At 45.0% G+C, this 18,945-nt stretch carries 17 protein-coding genes and 1 pseudogene; 8 read left to right on the top strand and 10 right to left on the bottom strand.

What is annotated here, in order from left to right:
- Nucleotides 1–382: 382 nt before the first annotated feature.
- The gene (locus F6J90_RS11265) at nt 383–514 is read right to left on the bottom strand and encodes a hypothetical protein (protein ID WP_293093008.1); all 132 of its coding nucleotides are present in this window, start codon (nt 512–514) and stop codon (nt 383–385) included.
- Between the two features lie 281 nt (nt 515–795).
- On the opposite strand from F6J90_RS11265, the gene F6J90_RS11260 reads away from it, so the two are divergent.
- The 4 genes and pseudogenes from F6J90_RS11260 to F6J90_RS11245 all read left to right on the top strand — a co-directional run.
- On the top strand, nt 796–939 hold the full coding sequence (locus tag F6J90_RS11260) for a hypothetical protein (protein WP_293093006.1): 144 nt from the start codon (nt 796–798) through the stop codon (nt 937–939).
- 870 nt (nt 940–1,809) lie between these two features.
- Nucleotides 1,810–2,103 (top strand): hypothetical protein, encoded by a 294-nt coding sequence (locus F6J90_RS11255; protein WP_293093004.1) that lies wholly within the window; start codon nt 1,810–1,812, stop codon nt 2,101–2,103.
- A 181-nt stretch (nt 2,104–2,284) separates the two neighbouring features.
- Nucleotides 2,285–2,476, top strand: a complete 192-nt coding sequence (locus F6J90_RS11250) for a DUF6516 family protein (RefSeq protein ID WP_293093002.1) — start codon at nt 2,285–2,287, stop codon at nt 2,474–2,476.
- A gap of 152 nt (nt 2,477–2,628) precedes the next feature.
- Nucleotides 2,629–2,796: pseudogene (locus F6J90_RS11245) on the top strand (Uma2 family endonuclease); the annotation flags it as partial.
- 180 nt (nt 2,797–2,976) lie between these two features.
- Here the strand turns inward: F6J90_RS11245 and F6J90_RS11240 are convergent.
- The 3 genes from F6J90_RS11240 to F6J90_RS11230 form a co-directional block, all read right to left on the bottom strand.
- Nucleotides 2,977–3,759, bottom strand: coding sequence for an alpha/beta fold hydrolase (locus F6J90_RS11240; protein ID WP_293093000.1), 783 nt, complete (start codon nt 3,757–3,759; stop codon nt 2,977–2,979).
- 118 nt (nt 3,760–3,877) lie between these two features.
- Nucleotides 3,878–6,991 (bottom strand): efflux RND transporter permease subunit, encoded by a 3,114-nt coding sequence (locus F6J90_RS11235; protein WP_293092998.1) that lies wholly within the window; start codon nt 6,989–6,991, stop codon nt 3,878–3,880.
- A gap of 11 nt (nt 6,992–7,002) precedes the next feature.
- Nucleotides 7,003–8,625, bottom strand: coding sequence for an efflux RND transporter periplasmic adaptor subunit (locus F6J90_RS11230; RefSeq protein ID WP_293092996.1), 1,623 nt, complete (start codon nt 8,623–8,625; stop codon nt 7,003–7,005).
- Between the two features lie 127 nt (nt 8,626–8,752).
- Here F6J90_RS11230 and F6J90_RS11225 point away from each other — a divergent pair, with 127 nt between their 5' ends.
- Entirely contained in the window at nt 8,753–8,932 is a 180-nt protein-coding gene (locus tag F6J90_RS11225; protein WP_293092994.1) for a hypothetical protein, read from the top strand.
- Here F6J90_RS11225 and F6J90_RS11220 read toward each other — a convergent pair.
- The gene (locus F6J90_RS11220) at nt 8,922–9,863 is read right to left on the bottom strand and encodes an NAD(P)-dependent alcohol dehydrogenase (RefSeq protein ID WP_293092977.1); all 942 of its coding nucleotides are present in this window, start codon (nt 9,861–9,863) and stop codon (nt 8,922–8,924) included. The genes F6J90_RS11225 and F6J90_RS11220 overlap by 11 nt on opposite strands.
- A 58-nt stretch (nt 9,864–9,921) precedes the next feature.
- Here F6J90_RS11220 and F6J90_RS11215 point away from each other — a divergent pair, with 58 nt between their 5' ends.
- Nucleotides 9,922–10,245, top strand: coding sequence for a hypothetical protein (locus F6J90_RS11215; RefSeq protein WP_293092975.1), 324 nt, complete (start codon nt 9,922–9,924; stop codon nt 10,243–10,245).
- Between the two features lie 129 nt (nt 10,246–10,374).
- Here the strand turns inward: F6J90_RS11215 and F6J90_RS11210 are convergent, their stop codons facing one another.
- The 4 genes from F6J90_RS11210 to F6J90_RS11195 all read right to left on the bottom strand — a co-directional run bounded on the left by F6J90_RS11210 (nt 10,375) and on the right by F6J90_RS11195 (nt 14,784).
- Nucleotides 10,375–11,349, bottom strand: a complete 975-nt coding sequence (locus F6J90_RS11210) for a PEP-CTERM sorting domain-containing protein (RefSeq protein WP_293092973.1) — start codon at nt 11,347–11,349, stop codon at nt 10,375–10,377.
- Between the two features lie 109 nt (nt 11,350–11,458).
- A complete protein-coding gene (locus tag F6J90_RS11205; protein WP_293092971.1) occupies nt 11,459–12,418 on the bottom strand; it encodes a hypothetical protein in 960 nt (319 codons plus the stop codon).
- Nucleotides 12,419–12,506: 88 nt separating this feature from the next.
- The gene (locus tag F6J90_RS11200) at nt 12,507–13,280 is read right to left on the bottom strand and encodes a PEP-CTERM sorting domain-containing protein (protein WP_293092969.1); all 774 of its coding nucleotides are present in this window, start codon (nt 13,278–13,280) and stop codon (nt 12,507–12,509) included.
- 337 nt (nt 13,281–13,617) lie between these two features.
- Nucleotides 13,618–14,784 carry an MFS transporter gene (locus F6J90_RS11195; protein ID WP_293092967.1) on the bottom strand — a complete coding sequence of 389 codons (1,167 nt, stop codon included), beginning with the start codon at nt 14,782–14,784 and terminating at the stop codon, nt 13,618–13,620.
- Between the two features lie 49 nt (nt 14,785–14,833).
- Between F6J90_RS11195 and F6J90_RS11190 the strand changes: the two genes are divergently transcribed.
- Both F6J90_RS11190 and F6J90_RS11185 read left to right on the top strand, forming a co-directional pair.
- Nucleotides 14,834–14,968: a hypothetical protein gene (locus F6J90_RS11190; protein ID WP_293092965.1), complete on the top strand. Its 135-nt coding sequence runs from the start codon at nt 14,834–14,836 to the stop codon at nt 14,966–14,968.
- Between the two features lie 294 nt (nt 14,969–15,262).
- On the top strand, nt 15,263–15,406 hold the full coding sequence (locus tag F6J90_RS11185; RefSeq protein WP_293092963.1) for a hypothetical protein: 144 nt from the start codon (nt 15,263–15,265) through the stop codon (nt 15,404–15,406).
- Between the two features lie 20 nt (nt 15,407–15,426).
- Here F6J90_RS11185 and F6J90_RS11180 read toward each other — a convergent pair whose 3' ends face one another.
- Complete coding sequence (locus F6J90_RS11180; RefSeq protein ID WP_293092961.1) at nt 15,427–18,603, bottom strand: non-ribosomal peptide synthetase; 3,177 nt, start codon at nt 18,601–18,603, stop codon at nt 15,427–15,429.
- Nucleotides 18,604–18,945 lie beyond the last annotated feature (342 nt).

Below are 18,945 nucleotides of genomic sequence, written 5' to 3'. Positions count from 1 at the left end.
CTTTAATGACAACATCCTAGTCTTCAGATTGAGTGTTATTGATTAGTAAGTGTGCTACGCGCATTAGCTGATAGCTGATAGCTTACATTGATTATTCAATTTATTTGTAGCGTTTAATAGTCACCACTAACGTTATTGGAGAGCATCCCATTGCTGTAAATATAGGCTCTAAATCAACAACCATTATAGCTAGATTGAACAGCATTTTTTAATGATACTTTTTCCAAATTTTTATGCTTCCATTTATTGAACAAGGTAGGAATATTGAACTAAGCGCTGACCCAGATTTTTAACTGTTGGATAGTTAAAAATTAAGACTGGATTAAATTCACCTCCAAGCCACTTACTTTTATAACCGTCCCAGCCAAATGAAAGCCTGGCCTTAATCTAAGTCATAGTTATCAAAATGCTCATTAATATCAATATCAGCCGGTTCCATTTCCAGGCGCTCAGCTAACTGATTAATTAAGCAAGTTTGAATCTCGTCTTTAGTAATAGTAATAGATTGGGTCATTTCCCTAACTCTGGTATTTTTTTCAGGGTGACTACAGTAATGTTTGGTTTGGTTTGGTTTGGATATGAATTATCCTGTCAGCCTGCAACAACTTTTTACTGGGGAGCATGTCACTTATGCAGAACATTTGTACTAAATCTCTAGCCCCCTCATGGGTTTAAGCTTGCTCTGATGGTACATAGTTGATCTGTTATGCAACTTTGACCTGCTCCCTTCTTGATGCAGTCGCTCATGGGGGAAACCACGGCAGTCGCTCATGGGGGAGACCACGGCAGTCGCTCATGGGGGAAACCACGGCAGTCGCTCATGGGGGAGACCCCCAAGACCGCGCTGCCTCCCCTGTTCCCTTGCTGCCTCCCCTGTTCCCTTGCTGCCTCCCCTGTTCCCTTGCTGCATCGCTTTTACTGCCTTTTGGTAATTGGTAATTGGCAATTGATAATAGCGGTAATTTTACCTAGTCTCCATTACCAATGACCCGACAATCTTTGGTTGCATCCCTTTTAGAGAAGGGGTATGAGATTCAACTTATTGTACCAAGTTGTTCTATTTATTTGTCTGGGTCACTCAGAGAAGTTACACAGCTATTTACAAAACTTTATAATTTTTCGGCAATGGTAGTAAAAGTTACCAGGGGGCGGGCGTTTGGGGAGATGGGGAGATGGGGAGATGGGGAGGTGTGGGAGGTGTGGGAGGTGTGGGGAGATGGGGAGATGGGGAGATGGGGAGTTGATGTAGGGTGGGCAGTGGTTGATACCGATCAGATCAGCTGACAAAGCCGGTTGCTAGGCACTGCCCACCATCGGGAGTTGATGTAGAGTGGGCAGTGGTTGATACCGATCAGATCAGCTGACAAAGCCGGTTGCTAGGCACTGCCCACCATCGGGAGTTGATGTAGGGTGGGCAGTGCACCAGACAGATCAGATTAGCTGACAAACCCCGTTGCTAGGCACTGCCCACCATCGGGAGTTGATGTAGGGTGGGCAGTGCACCAGACAGATCAGATCAGTTGACAAAGCCGGTTGGTAGCCACTGCCCACCATCGGGAGTTGATGTAGGGTGGGCAGTGCACCAGACAGATCAGATCAGCTGACAAAGCCTGTTGCTAAGCACTGCCCACCATAGCAATCTTGTCGGGTACGTTAATATAATGTAACGCTCTAAATAAACATAGAAAGTATAGCGTTTTTCATAGCTACGAGGTACACAGAATTTTTTCCCTCTTCCCTGTTCCCTCTTCCCTGTTCCCTGTTCCCTTATAAACCTTATTAACGTCAATTAAAAAAAAACTAAAAAAAATGATGGCTGAACTTAAAATCAGGTCAAAAGATCCAGATTCAATAAAACGAATTATTCAAAGTGCTTTATCAGAAAGATTACAGAGTATTAAAGCAGGAATTCAAAGAACAGAACAACGCCTTCAGGAATTTGAAACTAAATATAAATTATCAACAGCGGAATTTATTACTCGCTTTAATAACGATGAATTAGTCCATAGTTTTGACTTTGATGAATGGTACGGAGAATCTAAAATGTTGGCACATTTACAAAAAACCAAAGAATCTATAGAGGATATTTATTTTGTTGATTGAAGATTATTTTGATAAGATTGATATTTTATTGTCATCATCGCCAATAGTCAAAGGGTTAACTATTGAACGGGACAAAAGAGGAATGTATGAAGGGTTTATCAGAGGCAAGATAAATTTCCAAGATAATTCCTTGCTCCATTTCCGAGAATTTGTCTATGTATAAATTTCCATCGATAGAAAAATGTATAGTTATCAATATATGAATTACGATAATAATCTAATTTTTCGCTATGACAATACCGAACACCATCGAAAATTAAATCTTGCTACTTTTCCTCATCATAAACATGATGGAATTGAGGATAATATTGTTCAATCTAATGCTCCTTTTTTAGCTGAGGTACTTAAGGAGATTGAAAAAATATTAGTTTAGTTTTAGTGCTTTCGCGTAGCGTGACCTACGGTCAATCCTGTAGCGGCACTGCCCACCATAGCAATCTTGTAGGGTACGTTACTATAATGTAACGCAGCATCTAAATAAACATAGAAAGTATAGCGTTTTTCATAGCTACGAGGTACATTGAACCAACTGGCAAAATTGCCAACCGCTTTGAAATACATCCAGATTGGGCAATCGAAATTCTTTCCCCAGACCAAAGACAAACCAAAGTCCTGAGCAACCTCATCCACTGTTTGCGTTACGGAACCGAACTAGGATGGTTAATTGATCCGGAAGAAGAAAGTATTATAGCAATTCTACGACTTGTGAGGTACAAATATCTAGGTTTTAGGGACTGAGGCCGTAGGCCACGCGGGGCGCGTTCGGAGCAGGGAGCAGGGATTAGGCAAGAGCCAAGAGTGAAACAATCCTGTGTACCTCATGAGTCCTAGAAACGCTATAAAATCATTGCATTATTAAGCAACGCCAAAAATTCAAGCACTCAGCGAGTAACGAAACTTGATCGAAGAAAGCTGCTGGGATAATGCCCGCAAAAACGATAATTTGTTGTTGTGCAGGAAGAAATGATCCCCAGTCAACATTTGGATTACAAATGAACTATTTGTCTGCTGACGCCAAGCTTCTAGATTATCAATACTAATTGCATTATCCTGGAAACCTCCGAAGACCGAAATGGGATAGCTCAGAGGTTTATCCATGGTGTAATTATAGGTCTCAAGCATGGTAAGGTCCGCTCGTAGACTGGGTAAAAACAGCTGCATCATCGCTTTATCCTTCCGAATCGATTCAGGGATAGCATTGTAACGACGAGATAGTTCTGCTACAAACACAGATTTAGGTAATTTGTGGATGTAGGGCTTTTGGATCGGGATTTGGGGAGCTGAACAAGCACAGGCAAACAGGTGAATTGGTTCAGGATGCTTGTCTGTGCGCAGTTGACGGGCAACTTCAAAGGCAAGTACAGCCCCCATACTGTGACCCAAGAAGGCAAAGGGCTTATCCAGATAGGGTTTTAGCAAAGGTACAAAAGCCTCTAAAAGACGGGAGAGCCGAGTAAAGGGTGGCTCCATGAGTCGTCTACCCCGTCCCGGCAGTTGGATTGAGCAAACTTCTACATTCGATGGCAAGTCCTGTGACCATGTACTATAGGCTGATGCAGTACCACCAGCACAGGGGAAGCAGAAGAGGCGCAGGTTAGCCTTGGGATTGGGCTTAGGGCAAACGATCCAGGGGTTAGACCTTAGTGTAGATACCATGAAACTTCATCCTTAAGTAGATAGGGAGATGGGGAGATAGGGAGATGGGGAGATGGGGAGATGGGGAGATGGGGCGGGGGCGCGGGAAGTGTGGGAAGTGTGGGAGGTGTGGGAGGCATCAGTTAAAGGTTTGAGCCTTAAGCAGGGGCCGATTTGTGTAAGCCCTGTTGTGTTTTCTGCGCTTGAGCAGTAAATAGGCACAGGGCACAAAGGAAAGTGCCATCAGGGTCGCGCCACCTAAGCCGCCAATGATAACTATGGCCAGTGGGGGCCAGAAACCACTCTTCTCCAAGAGCAGGGGACTGAAGCCAATCATGGTGGTGATGGTGGTGGCGATGACATGGCGAGTGGAATGAATCACCACTTCTCGTGTTGCTTGTCGATTTCCCTCACGAACACGGGGGTTTTGATGGAGAGCAGTTAGTACTACAATAGAGTCATTGACTACAACTCCCAATAAACCGATAGTGCCTAGGATAGCGGTGAATCCGAAGGGATAGCCGAATAACCACAGTGAACCTAGGGCTAAACCGACTGAGAATACAGCAATTAGGGCAATAATCCCTGCTAGTCTAAAGGAACCGAAGGTCAGTATTAAGGTAGCAGCCATCAGAATCATTAATACCCCAAGGGTAGAGACTAGATTGCTGACAGCACTGCTACGTTCGTCCGCTTCACCTCCAAAGTCGTAGGAATAGCCTGGAGGTAGCTCGAAGGTACTCAAGCGCTGTTTGAAATTGTCGAGAACTGTAGCAGGCAGCACCCCAGCGGTGATGAATCCCTGTACTGTATTCACCCGTTGCCCATTGCGTCGGGAGATAGTGGCTAAATCGGGGATAAGTTTAATATCCCCTAAAGCAGAGAGGGGAATACGCTCACGATTATCACCAGTGTTGCTGTTTGGGAGCAAGTTGAGGGAAGCAATCTGATCTAGGTTAGAGCGGTTGGGATTTGACAAGCGCACACGCACCGGGAGTTCTTCGGTAACCTCCAACACTGAGCCTCCCACAGCACCTTCTAAGCTGGTGTCGAGTTGCTGAGCAATCTCGGTTTTGTCAATTCCTGCCAGTCGGGCTTGCTCTTCGTCAATAGTTAAAGCTAATTTGGGTAGTCCTTCGGTTAAGTCAGCTCGGGTGTGAATCACGTCAGGAACTTGAGCTAGTTCTGCACGCATCTGGTTACCTAATTCCCGCAAGCGATGGAGCTGTGGACCGTAAAGCCGTAGTTCAATCGGAGCAGCAAAAGGAGGCCCTTGCTCGATTTGTCGCACCAGGACTTGGGCTGCGGGAAATGCCTGATTCAGTTCACTCTGCAAGCTTTGGATTAATGGACGGGATACTACGTTTGGTTGTAGTTGTACCAAACCTTGGGCATAATTGGCTGAATTTTCTCGATTTGCAATGACGTTGTAGTAGAACTGAGGAGCACTCTTACCCATAAACCAATGCACATCTACCACTTCCGGGTGGTTGCGGATCAGTTCCCGTGCTTTGACTACATTAGTTTGAGTCTGCTCTAGGGACGTTTGGGTCGGTAGCTCGAATTCGATGTAGAACTGTTCCCGGTCTGTGGGGGGAAAGAACTGTTGTTCTAGATTGGGAGCAACTAAGAAGCCACTGATCGGCAGAATCAGCGTTAGCACTACCCCTATCACTGGTCGTGCGAAGATTTTATCCAGAACCCAACCATAGGTTCGGGTCAGACGGGGATGAGAAAAACCGGTTTGCCACCAGCTTCCGATAACTGGTGCGTTCCCCCAGCGGTGTAGTTTCCCTACCAAAGCTGGGATTACCGTTAAGGAGAGAGCAAGAGAGCTTAACAGTGCCAAAATTACCGTTACACCAATAGTACCAGTAAACTCCCCAGTACCACCAGGGGCTAAGGCAATGGGTAGGAAAGCCAGCACACTGGTTAGGGTAGATGCTAGTAACGGTATTGCTATGTGGTGGATTGTCTTGGTAACCGCTCTGTGGGGAGCTATTCCTTCTCTGAGGTGGCTCTGTACTTCGTCAACAACAATAATAGCGTTATCAATCAACAAACCCAAGGCGATGATTATCCCAGTCACTGACATCTGGTGTAGGGGAATTCCTTGGATGTTCATGGCCCCGAACACGATCAACACTGACAGGGGTAGAGCTGAGCCCACAATCAAAGCCGATTTCCAGCCCATGATCAACAGGGTTACTCCTACCACCAACAGCGCGCCCAGAACCAAGTTGCTGATAACTTGGTTAAGTCGTGCTTCAACGTAACGGTTTTGGTTAAAGATAATGTCTAAGCCAATACCCCGTGGTAATTGTGTCTCGAATTCTGCCAAAGTTCGGTGAGCTGCCTTTGCCCACTCGTCGAGACGTTGGTTAGACTCTACCATGGCTGCAATTGCGATCGCATGACGACCATTGATTAGGGCAAGCTCCGACGCTGGCTCAACAATTCCCTTTTTAACTTGGGCAATATCTCCTAAACGAGTAAACTGGCTGCGATTGCCAAAGCTAATGGGAATGCTGCTGATGCGCTCAAGGGAATCCAGTTCACCGTTAACCTCAAATAAGAGATTGTTATTGCTACCCCGCAGTTGACCAGCAGCGACTTTAGCATCACTCCTCAAGATTTGCTGGGAAAGCTCTTGTGCCGTTATACCCAAGGAACTCAGTTGCTCAGGATTAATTTCCACCACAATCTCTTCCTCTGGAGTACCGAAGAGCTCAACTTTCTCAGTTCCCTGAACGAAACGCAGTCTATCCTCTAGTTCCTGACTCCAACGGCGCAGAATGGCATAGTTAGTTGGACTGTCCTGTTCCCAGGTCAGAGCCACAATCATTGCATTCGCTTTTGGTTGTGAGTCCTCGAATTTTGGCGTAGTTGCTCCCGCTGGTAACTGTGGCGCTATATCAGTGATTTTATCCCGCACCCGTGACCAAATCTGGTCAACATTTTTCACCTGCTCCTTCAACTGTATGGAAACAGTAGAAAAGCCCAAGCGAGAGGTAGATTCAATGGTGTCGATTGCTTTAATTTCAAATAATTCTTGCTCGATTTTGTCTGTGACCAGGAATTCCACCCGTTCTGCACTGGCTCCAGGAAAAACCGTTGTAATGAAAGCATTGCGCTGAGTCAATTCTGGATCTTCTAGGCGAGGAAGACTAAAGAAAGACGAAAGTCCCCACACCACAATTAAGCAGATAGTTAGAATTAGTAATTGGAGATTGCGATAAAATAAATTCGACATACTGACACCCCTCACTGTTGAATAGGACGGACGAATTGACCAGGAACAATGCGATGCATACCGCTAATAATCACCTGGTCACCGGGTTGGAGAGTTCCTCGCACTAATACCCGTTGGCCATGGCTGCCGGAAGGATCGTCTTCTTGATACAGAATTTCCACATCGGTTCGTTCCACCCGGAAACTGGTCTTACCCTGAGCAATAGGGGATTTCAATGGCACTGCTTCACCCAAGACGTAGCACGACCATAAACCCCGAACTCCTGGTACTAGGGCTGTAGTTGGCAACCAGTAACCAGAGGTGGGAATGGATTGAGCGAGTTCTAACTGGGCTAACTGTCCTGGAGCAACTGTTCTAGCGGCTGCGGGATCTAGCTTCAGCACAACGGTTACAGTGCGAGTGTCAGAGTCTAGTTCGGGCAGAATTGATGAAACTTGGGCGGGATAGGTTTTCTGTCCAATTTTTAACGGCAAAGTGCTACCAAGTTGGAGTTGGGAAGCGGCTGAGACAGGAATACCAATATTAGCTTCAACAGCTCCATCTTCCACAATGCTAAAAATCGGTTGAGAGCCAGCAGTAGAGACGACTGTTCCTTCATCAACCCAACGCCTGGAGATGGTTCCAGAGAAAGGAGCTTTGAGAGTAGTTTTTTTAAGATCCAGTTTGAGCTTCCCTAAGCTAGCATCCAGTTGGTCAACCCGAGCTTTTTGGGCTTCAATCCGTTCCGGACGGGTTCCAGCCAGTAACTCATCTAGCTGCTTTTGAGCTTGGTCAACCCGAGCTTTTTGGGCTTCAATCCGTTCGGGACGAGTTCCAGCTAATAACTCATTGAGTTGACTTTGTGCTTGGTCGAGGCGAGCCTGTTGGGCGCTGACTTCAGTAATTGCTTCGTCGAGTTGCTCCCGGGAAATTGCTCCCTCGCCGTACAGGGATTGTCGTCGATTTTGTTTCTTGCGAGACAGTTCAAGTTGTTTGTCGAGTTCTGTGACATTAGCCCGAGCAGCAGCAATGGTTTCCGCTCTAGGCCCAGCTTGTCTTTCCTTCAGCTCAGCCACAGCTTGAGCCAGGTTAGCTCGCGCAGCCGCAATAGTTTCCGGGCGAGAACCAGCTTGCATTTCCTTGAGTTGAGCTACCGCTTGAGCTCGCTGGGCGAGTAATTCACTGCGGGAGGCTTCTAGGCCACTGGTGCCTAGGCTGGCTAAAGGAGTGCCAGCTTGAACCCGCTGTCCTTGATCAACATTGATTTTGAGAACTTTACCAGAACGTTCAAATGCCAGGTCACTACTACGGCGGGCAACAATCTCGCCAGTGTAAGTGCGCGAACTTTGGCGTGAGTCTACTAGCTGGATAGGCTGAGTTTCAACAGGAAGGATTTCTATAGGAGGTTCGTTTGTGTTTAGTGCTGTACCGGACTGGTTAGTTGGAGATGTTGGGGCATCTATGAGTGAGTTACGACCAGACTGGCTAGTGATAAAAATTAGGAAACTTGAGAGTAACAGAAGTATTGTTCCACCCCACACTAAGCCGAATTTCTGGTGTTTTGGGCGTTGTATTAGGGTTTCAGCCGGTAGGCTTTGCAAAAGCGTTACTTCTTCATCAGTAGAAGGTTTTTTACCATTCTTTGTATCAAGCATTTTTATAACAGTTATAGGAAAGGGAACAGGGAGTAGGGAGTAGGGAGTAGGGAGTAGGGAACAGGGAGTAGGGAGTAGGGAGTAGGGAGTAGGGAGTAGGGAAAAAATCCTGTGTACTTCGTAAGTATTGAAAACCCTATACTTGCCTATCTGTATTACTTATCAGTCTTGCCTTGACTATTTACGCAGTTTCCGATTCCCGATTCCCGATTCCCGATTCCCGATTCCCGATTCCCAATTCCCGATTCCCGATTCCCGATTCCCGATTCCCGATTCCCTGCTCCCTGCTCCCTTTCCTAGACAGTAATCACCAATTTGCCAGCTACGTGTCCCTGTTCGCTGATGGAGTGAGCTTTAGCTATGTCGGATAAAGGATAGGTTTCCTGAATAACTGACCGAATTTTATCGGCTTCTATGAGTTCTTTGAGATATGCTAAATCCTTACCACTGGATCTGACTGTAATCAGTTTTACTTTTTTACCAGGCAAAACTAGAGTTAGTAAACTTTGCACAATGCTGCTAGGAGTGGGTAAGGTACTGATGTAAATCCCATGGGGTTTCAAAAGCTTTTTGCATTGAGCAAAAGAGTTTTTGGCTACTGCATCGAAAATAATGTCGTACTTAGCGCTATCTTGGGTAAAGTCTTGGGTTGTGTAATCGATAATGCGAAAGCATCCGAGGGATTTGACCAAATCAATATTCTTGGTACTGCACACAGCGGTTACCTCAGCTGAGAGTGCTTTAGCAATTTGCACTGCAAAGGTACCCACTCCTCCGGAAGCACCATTGATTAGAACATCATGTCCCGGTTGAATTTTACCCAGATCTCGCAATGCTTGTAGAGCAGTCTGAGCAGCTAGGGGTACAGCAGCAGCTTGAGTATAGGTCATAGTATTCGGTTTCAGACAAGCCGCCGATTCCGAAACTACGGCATACTCAGCATAAGCTCCTCCCGGGAAAGAATCCAGGTAGCCATAGATTTGATCACCTGCTTGGAAACTTGTGACTGAGTCACCAACTTCTACCACCTCTCCAGCCACATCAAATCCCAATAGCATCGGGAATTTATTGCCTGTGAATAATTTCAGGTAACCTTTCCGAATTTTCCAATCGATAGGGTTGATGCTGGTAGCATGAACTTTAATTAATAATTGATTGCTTTTCGGTGTAGGTTGCTCCACTGAGGTATAGTCTAAGAGGTCAGTAGAGCCATAGCCATTACTGATCACAGCTTTCATTATAATCACCTATTACTGTTAATAAATAAAAGATGTCACCAGCAATCAACATGATGATTTGCACATCGTTTGTGATATTGCTGATGACATCTGTAGACTAAAGCTTTTGGTTTTTTGTAAGCATTCAGCCGTCAGCGGTCAGCGGTCAGTGGTCAGTGGTCAGCGGTCAGTGGTCAGCGGTCAGTGGTCAGCTAACGTAACTCAGATTAAACTAATGCTTACCTGTTGTCTTGATGCAGTCGCTCATGGGGGAAACCACGGCAGTCGCTCATGGGGGGAACCCCCAAGACCGCGCTGCCTCCCCAAGACCGCGCTGCATCGCTTATTCAAAAGCACCTCAAGTAGCGTGCGCGTAGCGCATAAGCTGAAAACTGATAGCTGATAGCTGAAAACTGATAGCTGATAGCTGAAAACTGATAGCTGATAGCTGATAGCTGATAGCTGATAGCTGATAGCTGATAGCTGATAGCTGATAGCTGAAAACTGATAGCTAATTGCTGATAGCTTACATCTAATTTGATGACTTACTCTTTTTCTGTTTCGTGCTCCGAGCTACTGCACCTAAAGCTCCCAACATAAATATACCGATGACAGAAGAAGGTTCAGGTACTGTAGCAATAGCAACCCCCCTGAGGGTGAATGGGAAGGGAAAACTTAACACACCGAATCCGTTTCCGAACATTAAAGGAGCTTCCTCAACTTCGGGTTGTTCAGAAACGACCTGAACCCCACCGCCAGCTTCATCAATATCTAGTAAAAACGCTTGTGCTAAACCAGCACTAAAGGAGTCTAATCCTTCCACTATATCTACTGTAAACGGGTCACTCAAAATGACATCAAAATCATCAGTAATTGCTAGGCTATCACCATAGTCAAGAATACTGTAAAAATCGGTGTATCCAAAATCAAGTATCTTAGTGTCTTCATAAGATATAAAAATCTCGACATCATCTGGATTTGCCCGATAAATTCGTTCCTCAAGATTTGAGTCTGGACTAGCAAACCAATCTTGACCAAGCTTATCTTCACCTAAGTTCCACGTAGTCGTAAAATCACGGTCGCTTTTTTGACCATAGCCTAAGCCAATACTACTAAGTGATATACTATTATCGGTCAGGTAGCTAAAAAAGTTAGAAAAGCCGGTGACACCATTCAAACTAGCTGACCGGGTAGAACCGCTGTCAGGCTCTTCAGGGCTTGCCTGCCTTCCAGTAGTGTAATAGGGAGCAATGTTACCTGGGGAATTCTTGCTGATTTCTCGATGACCCACATCTGGTGCAGTGAAATCAAGATTGAAGAAGGCTGTAAATCCTTCGTTTTCAGATGGGTCTCCAAAAAAATTGAGGACGTGATCAGAGTCGATTGGTCGTGTATCAATATTTTCTAGTCTGCTATAGTCGAAAGTTGCTGCTTGAGCAGGTAGGGGTGTCCATACTGCAGCGGTGGCAGTTAGTCCTAGAACTAGGGAAACGTGAGACTTACGCATAGGTCAAATAAACTCCTATAAAAACTCCTGGGATATGGTTTGATAAGGGGGGGTTAAAGAGATGTTTTTGATGGATAAAACACACTGATTGACTCCCCTAATTTACCTATTACTGTTTCAGCTTTTGTGATGTCATCCGAGCAACGGTACCTAAAGCTCCCAACATGAATAATCCTAATACTGAGGAACCTTCCGGTACACTGGTGCTACCTACTATTCTTATTTCTAGGGGGTAGGACAAGGTGATAATTTCAAATCCTTGGCTAACGGAAAAAGACAAGTCAGACGGTTCAGGTTGATCTATAGAAATTTCCTGAACCAATCCACCCCCAGCAGCTACATCTTGTAAAAAAGCATCAGCCAATCCCGAGGCTAAAGGATCTAAGCCAGGCGCTTTGAACGCTGGGATTGGGTTACTCCAAAAGTTATTAAAATTTCCAATCGGGGTACCAGGGTTGTCGTTAGCTGAGACAAAGTAAAAAGGTGTATAGCCAAAATTGATTATCTTAGTTGTTCCAAAAGTGAGAAAATTCTCCACATCATCTGGATTAGCTTGATAAATTGATTCCTCAATCGGTGAATCCGGACTCCCGAACCAATCTTGACCCAGCTGATCTTCGCCCAAGTTCCAAGTTTTGGTCACATCTCGGTCACTTTTTGGACCAAAGTCAAGCCCAATACTACTGAGGGGAATATCGTTTTCATTTAGGTAGTTAAAAAAGTTAGGCAAGCCAGTCACCCCCTCTAGGGTAGCTGAGCGAGTACCGAGCCTTGCTGGATCGGGGCTACGCCCCGGACCTAATATATAATACCTAAAATTATCTGTACCTGGGCGGAAACCGATATGACCTGCGTCCGGAGCCGTAGGATCTACATTACTGAAAGCTAGATATCCCTCATTATTAGCGATATCCCCAGAAAAGGAGAGTACGCTATCAGACTCAATCGGTAGTACTGGCAGATTTTCAACTCTGTTAAAGTCAAAGGTCTGAGCAACAGCCGTTGTAGGTGTCAAGACTAGGGCAGTAGCTGCCACTCCTAGAAATAGAGAAAGGGAAGAATTAGGCATATTTAGTCAACTCCTATGAACGACACTAGGGCAGTTAAAGAGAATTGCTGTTCTAATTTGACGATTCGCGCTTGTGATTAAGAACCAGTCATGCACAACGACGTCGCTTACCAACAGCTAAGGCTGCACTAGCAGCGGTTAAAACTGCAAAGACACTACCAGGTTCAGGAACCTTAGTAGAACTAGCTTCTACAAAAGTCCGATCTCCTCTAGCGATCGCAATTTGCACACCTTCAGTGACAATTGGATCGGTGACCCCAGCAGCAAGCTGAGCATCGATCAGAAAATTGCTAAAATCCTCAGATATGCTGATTAGTAAAGGATCGAGACTCCAGGTTTGATTGGGCAGATCAAAAACCGGATTCCCCGGTGGCTGGGAATCGAAGATAGCCAACCCAGTATTGGCTGTATCTGTAAGTGAAAACTCGAAAGTAATCGGATCGAAACGGGCAGATAAGTCTCCTATTTCGAATACAGGAGGAAGGTCAATCTTAGTGGTATCTACGTCAAAAAATATGCTGCCAGTTAACTCTGTTGAGCCACTGAAGGGAAGGAAGAAATCTGTCTCCTCATCATAGAGAAATTGAAAGCTATTTCCTAGAACGTTAGGATCCGAGCTGCGAGGAAGCACAGAAAAGGCAAAGGAGAAACCTGGCGCTGGTTCAGCTGTCTGCTCTATGGAGTCTATATTTACAGATAAGCCAATTGACTCTAGAACAGCGAGTCCATCGGGATCTAATGTGATGCTCTCCTTACCACCAGTCTCGTCATAGAGTATGGGTTGAGCTTGAGCAGGTAAAGGGGCGTATAGGGCAATGGTTGCCGTTAGACCCAACAGTAGGGAAAGGGGATAATTACGCATAGTTGAGTTTACCAAGAAAACTTGCTTCTACAAATAATTAATCTTGAGGGTATTTTACTTCAGAAACTGCTGTTGCTTATCTTGTCTTATTGATTTGTTACATACCTCCTCGCCAGAGTAAATTTAACCTAGTTCACCTATAGCGTTTGGATCTGAGTTGTAAACACAATTCTTGATCAAAAAGGCAAGATGCAAGATGCAAAATGCAAGAGGGTAAAGAGCTCCGGAGTTTTATTCTCCAAGAGAAAAAGACCTCCTAGGTTTACATTTCATTTAAAAACGCTATAACAGATAAAAGAAAACCTGATTTGAAAGCTTAATCATGTTTTTGAGGTAATTAATTATACCTAAGCATCCGTTTCTTTTGGTTTCTCATTAGGCGTACCATAAATATTACAAATATTGCTAGCATCAAGCTAAATATGTAACGATCACCCCAGTATTTCATAGCTAAAGAAGAAAGAATCGGACCTGCTGTACAGCCAGCACTGTATATAGCAGTAAACAGAGCCGTTCCAGAGGGTAATTTTTCTGTGGAAAGTTTGGCTCCAATCAGTGCTCGTGATAAGGGAAAAATTGGACTCATGCTAGCGCCAGCAACAAAGGCAAACACTTTGGTAGCCATGACGTTATCGAGTAATGAAAGACCAAGCACAGACAGGACAACCATGCATACGCTACCTAAAAGAACCTTTGATTTGCTAAATCTATCGGCTAAATGGGTAACAGGAACAGTAGCAAGCAAACCTCCAATAATAAATACACTAAATGTATAACCAATTTCCTCTACACCATAGTCATTACGCAGTAGATATACCGGATAAAGAGAGACTAAGGTAGCGACACTAAACCCGTAAGCAAAGGCTCCTTGAAGGGGAAGTTTAATCTTTTTTAAAACTGCTAGACGTGGCTGTTTAAAAGAGACGGATTTTTCGGGTAAACCAATCAAGACTACTACTATGCCACTGAGCACTAACATGCTTCCCAAAGAAAAGGTAATCCTTGGAGAAACGTCATAAAATGCGGAACCAATCACTGGACCGATACCGAATCCTAGGCTAAAGCACAAAGCTTCTAAACCATTTACAATTGACCGATTACTGTCATTACAAAAGTAATTTAATGCGGTTTGTCCGGAGACTAAGTACAAGCACACAGCAAACCCCATGACAGTACGGATAATGAACCACAACGATAGGTTTGTTGTCAAGGGAAACAGGGGAGCGCTTAACCCCATCAGGGCAAAGCCAAGTATCATCGTACCGCGAAGTCCTATTCGGCGCAACATTTTGGCGACGATTGGGGTTCCTAAGGCGATGACCAGAAAATACACTGTGGAATTCGCCCCGATCCAAACATCATCAATGCCATGTTGAGCCATCAGGGTTGAAACAAAAGGATTAAACAGTCCTAGGGAAAGCCCAGATAAGAAAGCGACAGCATACAAAGCGGGTAATCCCGTCGCAAAGGGAGAGTTGGATGTGGTTGAAGGAAATCTCTGCATTGTCTTTGTCAAGCTATGAATTATTGAATTATTTCTGTCAAGCTGTACTATGTTGGGATGTATAGCAGAAGTCAGAAGTCAGAAGTCAGAAGTCAGAAGTCAGAAGTCAGAAGTCAGAAGTCAGAAGTCAGAAGTCAGAAGTCAGAAGTCAGAAGTCAGAAGTCAGAAGTCAAACTCTTCCTAGACTTAGGTTTGAGACTTTTGTCATGTCCTAACTGCCCTGGCGACTGCTATAAGTAGTAATAGGTTGCACAGGCATAAACAGTACTTTCGATTTCTTCTCCCCAGGACTTAGGCAGTAACTCTACCTGTAGGGTGCGTTATTAACGGACTTAAGTCCTGCTCCCCCCTTATTAAGGGGGGCTGGGGGGGATCTGCCATCTCCCCCCTTATTAAGGGGGGCTGGGGGGGATCTGCCATCTCCCCCCTTATTAAGGGGGGCTGGGGGGGATCTGCAATTAGCTGAGGTTATGAGCCTGTGCAGTATATTTACTTGTCTGGGTTAAGTCTTTCCTTTACGCCTAGTGTCGGTTTTTGTAACAATCCTTTACAAACAACCGAATCCAGATCCCTACTCCCTACTCCCTACTCCCTAAAATCCAGGACTTGGAATTACCCTTAACCCAGACGCAAACCGGTAGATCAGACCCTGGTGGCATCGAGATTCAATGCTTTGCTGTTGATTTGAGCAATCATGTCATCGATCAGCCCTAAGTATCCCTCACCCAATTGGCGGATAGTTCCGGCATTATGGAAATTTCGAGAATATTCGATGCCTACGTGGACAGTGCCATCAACGATAGAGAAGAAAAACTCTAGCAACGTAGTTCGTTTCTGTCCTGGAGGGGATAAACGGCGATCGCGTTCTTCCTGAATGAACTCAAACCCCTCGAACGCGGGAACCGATCGATTTCCTAGATAATTTGCGCGTACTGGAGTCAAATTAGCATCAGGATACATGTAACTCGGTAATTGGTCAGATATCCAATCAAACGTGACACCATTCATGGGCAATCCATTAAATTGGTCCTTGATTTGCTTGATGGTTTGCTCCCATGCCTGGTTTTGCTCCACCTCAATTCCCACTGGGAAATTCACCGCGAAGTTACCGATACTTTCCCAAAACATTTGGTTATTACCCAAATCCCTGCCGTGGCTACGATGACTGACTACCACCCAAGATTTGTTAGACCAACGAGCCATTAGTTGATACAACGGAGCCAGTAACAGGGTATAGACATTGCACCCGTAATGCTGTTTGGCTTCCCGTAACAGTGTCTGAGTCTGGCTTGTGGTTAGGGTAAAATTTTCACTTTTGGCAGAGTCTTCGAGATTAAGTCCGAGACCATAGTCCAAGGGAATCCCGAAGGTATAGTCTTCTGAGGGAAACTGAGATTTCCAATACTCAACATGCCTCGGCTTAGCTCCCCGTTTGTCTTCCGCTAACAGCAAATCTATGTAATCTGTATAGGAACGTGGGGAAGGGTTCTCAAAGCTGACGTTACCACCTGCCAACATCTGGTTATAGACGAACCAGAATTCTTTGAAGAGCACAGGACCACTGAACATATCTGCGATCATATGGTGAATAATGGTGGTGATGTCGTAGCAGGATTCATTAACCTTGACCACTATGTTTGCCAATAGGGGAAACTCATCGATCTGCAAGGTTTGACTGATTTGCTGTATCTTAGTCCTGATATAGTGCTCGCGCTGTGCTTCTGTGAGCTGACTGCCATCATAGAACACTAACGTCGGTGGCTGTGGCGGATTCATCACTTGCTGTTGCCATTGTCCATTGTTTTGGACAAACACAGTAGCCAGAGCAGGATGACGTGTCACCATTACCTTAAAGGCTTCGTTGAAAGTATCCAGATTCAAGGGTTGGTGGTATCGAAAACGGGTGTATCCTGTCCACTGGTAAGGATGCTCAAAGTATGTTACTAACCAATTCTGAGCCGGTCCGAGGGGCAAGTATTGATTAAAGTTCTCGGTCTTATCGGTTCTATCACTCTTGTCAGTCTTATTGGTCTGTTGCGGTTGTGATTGCAGTTGCAGTTGCGGTTGCGATCGCAATTGTGATTGCGGTTGCGGTTGCGATCGCAGTTGTGATTGCGGTTGTGATTGCAGTTGCAGTTGTGATTGCGGTTGCAGTTGTGATTGCGGTTGCAGTTGTGATTGCGATCGCAGTTGTGGTTGTGATTGCGGTTGTGGTTGCGATCGCACTTGCGGTTGTGGACGATTACCTTTTATCAAAGCCTGTAACGCTTTGCGATCCAACTTACCATTATGATTCTTGGGCAAGCTAGGTAGCCATTGAATCCGTTGAGGAATCATATAATGGGGCAATTTTTGGGAAAGATGTTGCTTAATTTGAGGATTATCTACTTTGTTTCCAGACAACCAAGCGACTAACCGTTTCCGTCCAGCTCCAAAATCAATTGCCAAAACAGCAGCTTCACGCACCTCTGGATGAGTATTGAGTACACTCTCGATTTCTCCAAGTTCTACCCGAAAACCACGAATCTTGACTTGGTTGTCCATCCGCCCATGGTATTCAATAGTACCGTCTGGCAATTCCTTGGCCAGATCACCGGTAAGATAGAGAGTCTCTCCTGGAATTTCAGGGAAGGGATTGGGGCGGAAGGCTTTGGCCGTGCGATCGCTATCTTTTAGGTAACCTTTAGCCAGTTGTACTCCACCAATCCACAATGCCCCTAGTTCACCAGGAGCCACAGGCTGCATTTGGTCATCGAGGATTCTCAGGTAAACATTATCGATAGCTTTCCCAATCGGAATAGTTTCTTCAGGACGCTCAGTAATGATATGGGCGGTGACATCAATGGATGCTTCTGTTGGACCGTACAAATTAGCCAGTCCAGTATCCATACCGTACTTATCAATCCAATTTTGGATGAAGGATAAAGGTAAGGCTTCACCACTAAAGATTAACCAGCGCAGGTCAGGAAATGTCCAGGATTCTTTTTCCAAGGCACTGGTAAACTCCCCAAACAAGGAAGGGACGAAGTGCATGATAGTAATGCCAATGTCCTTCATCCACTGGGCGAATTCCCAGGGATTGAGGACGATTTCCCGTTCTACAGGACAAATCGTCGCTCCTTCCATTAATGTCCAGAACAGTTCCCAGACTGATATATCGAAACAGAAGGAGGTTTTCTGGGCTACTCGGTCTCCAGGTGTTAGCTGGAACGCCTTTTGCATCCACTCTAGGCGGTTCATATAACCCCGATGGTTCAGCATTACTCCTTTGGGACGACCGGTAGAACCAGATGTATATAGAACCGTCATCAAGTCATCGGGGTCATTGATGCTGGAAAGATCCTGATCAGAGCATCTAGACCAAGTGTTTCGATTGACTTGGGTTAATTGGTTAGCTTCACTCAGAGGTTCCCCTTCGTCTAAGAACATCAGAGTTTGCAAGGGTAAGGTTTGATCTAGGGATTCTAGGAGTTTCTCAGTGACCTGATGTTCAGTGACCAAGGTGCTAATTTCTGCATGGTCAAGAATGTAGCGAATGCGTTCTGCTGGGTAAGAGGGGTCTAAAGGAACATAAGCTCCCCCAGCTTTGACGATACCTAAGATTCCGATTAGCATCAGAGGACCACGCTCGGTCATGATGCCCACTAAGGTATTGCGCGTTACTCCTTGAGACCGTAAGTAATTGGCAACTTGATTGGAAAGATGATGTAATTGTGCGTAAGTCAGTTTGGTTTCTTTGTGCAGAACAGCGATTGCATCCGGAGTTTGTTGGGTTTGTTCAACAATTTTAAGGTAGGGAATTTCGGTGATTTTGTTCATTTTCTTTACTGGTAACTTTTGGAGTTTATTTGTAAGCATTTAGCCATCAGCTATCAGCTATCAGCTTTAGGAAAGGGAACAGGGAACAGGGAGTAGGGAGTAGGGAGTAGGGAACAAACTTATCACAATTAATTTAGAATTGCTATTACGTTTTTTTTATTTAAAACCCTAACTTTAACAGATTTATCTGATTATATTTTGATTAATATAACCAGATTAAAAGTCAGAGTTTAGTTAATTTAATCAGGAGACATTATATAGACTAAATAAGTCATAATTATTCTCTATAACTTCTGTAAATTAATTGGTAAATAGTTTTTGATGACTCCTGAATTATGACTC

The sequence above is a fragment of the Moorena sp. SIOASIH genome (assembly GCF_010671925.1).
In the GTDB taxonomy this organism is placed as follows: Bacteria; Cyanobacteriota; Cyanobacteriia; order Cyanobacteriales; family Coleofasciculaceae; genus Moorena.
Note: the sequence above shows the minus strand (reverse complement) of the source record. Positions and strands in the feature narration are given on the sequence as shown.